This is a genomic window from Spongiactinospora gelatinilytica (assembly GCF_003236385.1).
In the GTDB taxonomy this organism is placed as follows: Bacteria; Actinomycetota; Actinomycetes; order Streptosporangiales; family Streptosporangiaceae; genus Spongiactinospora; species Spongiactinospora gelatinilytica.
Map to the genome: position 1 here is coordinate 1 of NZ_POUA01000520.1, position 4,227 is coordinate 4,227.

The following is a 4,227-nucleotide window of genomic DNA, read 5'->3' on the forward strand; positions in this document are numbered from 1 at the left end:
CCCACGCCCTCCCCGGTCTGCCAGGGCCATCCGACACCGAAGTGCACCGGGCTGCCGCCCGGCCGCAAGCTGACCGAGGTGGAGCTGAACATCGACGGCCTGGCCCACCTGGTGGACACGCCGGGCGCGGTGCTGGACGGCGTACACGTCAAGGGCGAGCTGGTGATCGGCGCGGACAACGTCACGATCAAGAACAGCCTGATCGACGGTCAGGTTTGGGGCGAGTACAACATGAAGTTCTCGTCCTTCACGATCTCCGACTCCACCGTGGGCCCGGCCAGCGGCTGCAACCAGGCCCCGGGGGTCGGCCCGGCGAAGTACAAGGCCACGCGGGTCAACATCCGGAACCACTCCGACGGGTTCCGGGCCTCGGGCGACGACATCGACATCCGCGACTCCTACATCAAGCTGTGCTCCAACCCCGGCGACCACTCCGACGGCATCCAGTCCTACAAGACCGGCAAGAACCTGATCTTCCACCACAACACCATCGACCAGCGGTTCGCCAAGGACGCCACCGCGCCGATCTTCCTGGTGGACGAGGGGCAGGAGAACGTCACGGTCACCGACAACCTGGTGATGGGCGGGACCTACAGCATCCAGGTGCGCAACGTGGCGGGCCGCCAGGTCGTACGGGACAACAAGCTGGTGGACAAGTCGTGGGTCTACGGCCCGGTGGTCGCCGACTGCCGCGACACCGTGTGGGCGGACAACACGCTGGTGCGGATCGACGAGGACTACCGGATCACCGGCACGGTCGGCCCGCTGGCCTGCGACGGCCCCTGAACCGGCCCCTGAACTGACACCGCCTCGGCGAGGGCGTTGCGGTGCAGCGCCCCGCACGCCCCGATGATCAGGAAGCCGAGGCCGGTCACCGTCGCGAACGCCAGCAGGTCGAAGGTGGCCGACCCGATCAGCGGCGCGGTCAGGCACGCGGCCAGGGTGAGCCCGAGGTCGCGGGTGCCGGGGTCGGTGCTCAGGTGGCGGGCGCGCAGCGCCGCGTAGATCGCCACGACGAACATCGCCACGAACGCGGCGGTGCCGATGAAGCCGGTCTCCACCAGGTTGAGGATGTACTGGTTGTCGAAGACCTGGTGCTTGGGCGCGTACCAGGTCGCCACCCCGCGGCCGAGCCACGGATGCTTGGCGATCTCGGCCGCCGCCACGTCGTAGTCGTGGGTGCGGTAGCGGATGCTGTCGTCGTTGCCGAGGTTGCTGAACAGGCCGATGAAGGTGCCGAGCAGCCCCGGTACGGCGAACCTGATCACCACCAGGAAGCCGAGGGTGACCCCCAGGGCGATCAGCCGTCGCCTGGCCGGCCAGCCGATCAGCAGGACCACGGCGACGCAGCCGAGGCCCAGCACCGCCGAGCGGGAGACGGAGAACATCAGCCCGAGGCCGATCAGCACCGCGCACGCCCACCAGCGCAGCGACGGCTCGGCGCGCATCCTGGCCTTGTTCCCGTAGTGGACCGCGATCGGCAGCAGCATCGAGCAGGCCACCCCGAACTCGATGGGGTGCCCCATCGTCGCGCCGACGCGCCGGCCGCCCGAGCGTTCGATGACGAACGCCTCCTCGGAGGTGTAGCGCAGGCCGGGCAGCTCCAGGAAGCGGGTGAGGTCGATGTTGAACAGGTATTGGAACGCGCCGATCACGGAGATGAACGCCCCGGCCACCACCATGCACTTGAGCAGGAAGTCCAGCCGGTCCGCGCCGCGCACGCCGTCGCAGACCAGCAGGGCCAGGCCGAGGTTGGCGATGATCAGGATGAACGCGTGATCGGCCAGGCCCAGCTCGTCGGGCGGCAGGTAGCGGTAGGTCGCGAAGCCGTACGTGGCGACCATGGCCGAGCCGTACACGAACAGGCCGGTGCGCACCGGCGTGCGACCCTTGGCCATCCTCAGCACCAGCGTGAAGTGCGCGAAGAACCAGCAGGCCGCGGCGATCAGGCTGATCAGGTTGGCCGGGGTGATGGACAGCGGCAGCCCGACGAAGACCAGCCGGGCCGGGACCACCAGCAGCACGGTGGAGAACACCACGGCCAGCGTCGCCCCGTCGGCGCGCACGAAGCCCTTCTTGGGCAGCGGCTCCGCCTCGCTCGTGAGGGTCGTCACATCAGCTCCCCGGCGGCGGCGCGCCGACGCGCACCAGCCCCGTGCCCTGTTCGCCGGGCTCCCCCGGCTCCCCGGGCTCGCCGGCCGTCGCCGGCTCGGGCCCCGGCTCGGGCGGTACGACCGGCGCGCGGGACCGCCGCCCGCGGCGGTGGCCGGCCACGCTCTCCCCGGCGAAGGTGACGGTCAGCGCCGAGATCACGCCCAGCCCGAGCGCCGCCGCCACCGCGCGCATCTTGCGGGTGCCCTGCTCCAGCGGCGTGGTCGGCGGAACGCTCTCGCTCAGCTCGATGTAGGTGGCCTCCGGCGCGGACAGCCGCCGCTGCCGTTCGGCCAGCTCGACATGGGCGCGGGCGATCACCTTGCGGACCATCTCCTTGGCGGCGGCCGGATCGGCGCTCTCCGCCTCGATGAACACGAACGGCCCGGTGGCCAGCGACTCCAGGTTGCTGCTGCCGTTGAAGGCGCGGTAGGTGGTGCCCCCGGGCGTCGAACCCAGCTCGGCCGCCACCTCGGGGGTGCCGAGGGCCGCGATCAGGATCGACGCCGACACGCTCAGCCCGTGGTCGAAGTTGAGCAGCGGGTTGACCTTGGGGTTGGGGTACTGCGGGTTGTTCGGCAGGCTGCCGCCGCTGGTCGGAATGGTGAGGACGAGCATGGCGGAGGAGACGTGCGTGACCGGCACCGTTTTGTAGACGCCGAAGGCGGCCCCGACGGCCAGTACGAAGGCGGGCACCGAGAGATACCAGCGCCGGAACAGAACGAGGACCGTCCCCCAAAAGTCCATTCGCTTCCCCATTCCGGATGACGGGAGCCGAACAGACAGTCTCCCCTAAGAGCAATCGGACCGGGACCGGTCGGATGTTACGTTCCGAACAGCGGTTCTTCCACATCTTCGACGTGACCGAAACGCAACTTTTCCGGTACTCCGGTCGCAGCGCTCAGGCACCACCATGATGGATAGGCAAACAGCCCATGACGTCGTAGGACTGGAGACGCGACCACCCATGCCGAAGCTGGCCGTCGTCACCCCGAGCTACCCGCCCGACCTCCCGCTCTTCGCGGATCTGCACGAGTCCGTCCTCACCCACACCCAGGGCGAGACGATCCACCATGTCTACGTGCCGCCCGGAGACCTCCGGCTGTTCTCCCGGTTCCAGGGCCCGCGCTGCCGGGTGAGCGTCCGTTCCCGCGCGCTCCCCGGCCGCTACCTGCGGCTGCCCGCATCGGAGATCTACGTCAACGCCCGGCGTCCGTGGCCGCCGGTGCGCGGCTGGATCACCCAGCAGGCCATCAAGATCCACGCCACCGCGACGATGGACGCCGACGTCGTGCTGATCGCCGACTCCGACGTGGTGCTGGTCCGCCCGACCACGGCCGAGCGCTTCGTCCGCGACGGGCAGGTGGTGCTCTACCGGGAGGACGACGGCGTGGACGCGTCGATGGCCCGGCACGTGATCTGGCACCAGGTGGCCCGCAGGCTGCTCGGCCTGCCGCCGCCGCCCCCGCCGCCGCTGCCCGACTACGTGGGGCCGATGATCCCCTGGGACCCGGCGATCGTGCGGGCCATGCAGCGCCGGATCACCGAGGTGACCGGCAGGCACTGGCTGGACGCGTTCACCGCCGAGATGCACATCTCGGAGTTCATCCTGTACGGCGTCTTCGTGGACGAGGTCCTCGGCCAGAGCCAGGAGCCCCCGCCCGTCGACACGACGTTCTGCCACACCAGCTACGACCCCGACCCCTGGGACGAGCGGACCGCGGTGGCCTTCGCCGACCGGCTCGGGCCGCAGGCGGTGGGGATGGCGATCTCCGCCAAGTCCAACACCCCGTACAACGCGCGGCAGGCCGCCATCCGGCGCTGTGCCGAGGTGGCCGCGGAGTCCTGACCCGCGGCCCCTCGGGCACCGGTGTGCTCAGGTGTCCTTGCCGTGGTCCTTCTGGTTGATGTGCTTGTCGTTGTTGACGGCCGGGATGGGGGCGGTCTCGTCCATCGGGATGCGCGCGAACGCGACCGTGTCGTCGTCCCCGCCCGTCGCGGGGAACACGACGACGACCGACTTGCCGAGCCCCTTCCTGTGCTCCCGCTCCTCGGCCGGGCGCTCCGGCTGTTCCG

General features: G+C 70.1%; 5 protein-coding genes. 2 read left to right on the forward strand and 3 right to left on the reverse strand.

Translation table 11 applies throughout. From position 1 onward, the window contains the following. Window positions 1–786, forward strand: a 786-nt coding sequence (locus C1I98_RS36080; RefSeq protein ID WP_146607854.1) for a right-handed parallel beta-helix repeat-containing protein, incomplete at its 5' end; no start/stop codon positions are given. Here C1I98_RS36080 and C1I98_RS36085 read toward each other — a convergent pair. Both C1I98_RS36085 and C1I98_RS36090 read right to left on the reverse strand, forming a co-directional pair. Further along, complete coding sequence (locus tag C1I98_RS36085) at window positions 738–2,114, reverse strand: O-antigen ligase family protein (protein WP_233508480.1); 1,377 nt, start codon at window positions 2,112–2,114, stop codon at window positions 738–740. The genes C1I98_RS36080 and C1I98_RS36085 overlap by 49 nt on opposite strands. 1 nt (window position 2,115) lies before the next feature. Next, complete coding sequence (locus tag C1I98_RS36090) at window positions 2,116–2,898, reverse strand: YveK family protein (protein WP_111171775.1); 783 nt, start codon at window positions 2,896–2,898, stop codon at window positions 2,116–2,118. Between the two features lie 220 nt (window positions 2,899–3,118). On the opposite strand from C1I98_RS36090, the gene C1I98_RS36095 reads away from it, so the two are divergent. Beyond that, window positions 3,119–4,000: a DUF6492 family protein gene (locus C1I98_RS36095; protein ID WP_111171776.1), complete on the forward strand. Its 882-nt coding sequence runs from the start codon at window positions 3,119–3,121 to the stop codon at window positions 3,998–4,000. A gap of 27 nt (window positions 4,001–4,027) precedes the next feature. Here the strand turns inward: C1I98_RS36095 and C1I98_RS42140 are convergent. Continuing rightward, window positions 4,028–4,227 (reverse strand): hypothetical protein (locus tag C1I98_RS42140; protein WP_158558331.1); only part of this gene is annotated, 200 nt, incomplete at its 5' end.

Coding starts and splice junctions, on each gene's coding strand:
- C1I98_RS36095 (WP_111171776.1), top strand. CDS start 3,119: ATGCCGAAGCTGGCCGTCGTCACCCCGAGCTACCCGCCCGACCTCCCG.
- C1I98_RS36090 (WP_111171775.1), bottom strand. CDS start 2,898: ATGGACTTTTGGGGGACGGTCCTCGTTCTGTTCCGGCGCTGGTATCTC.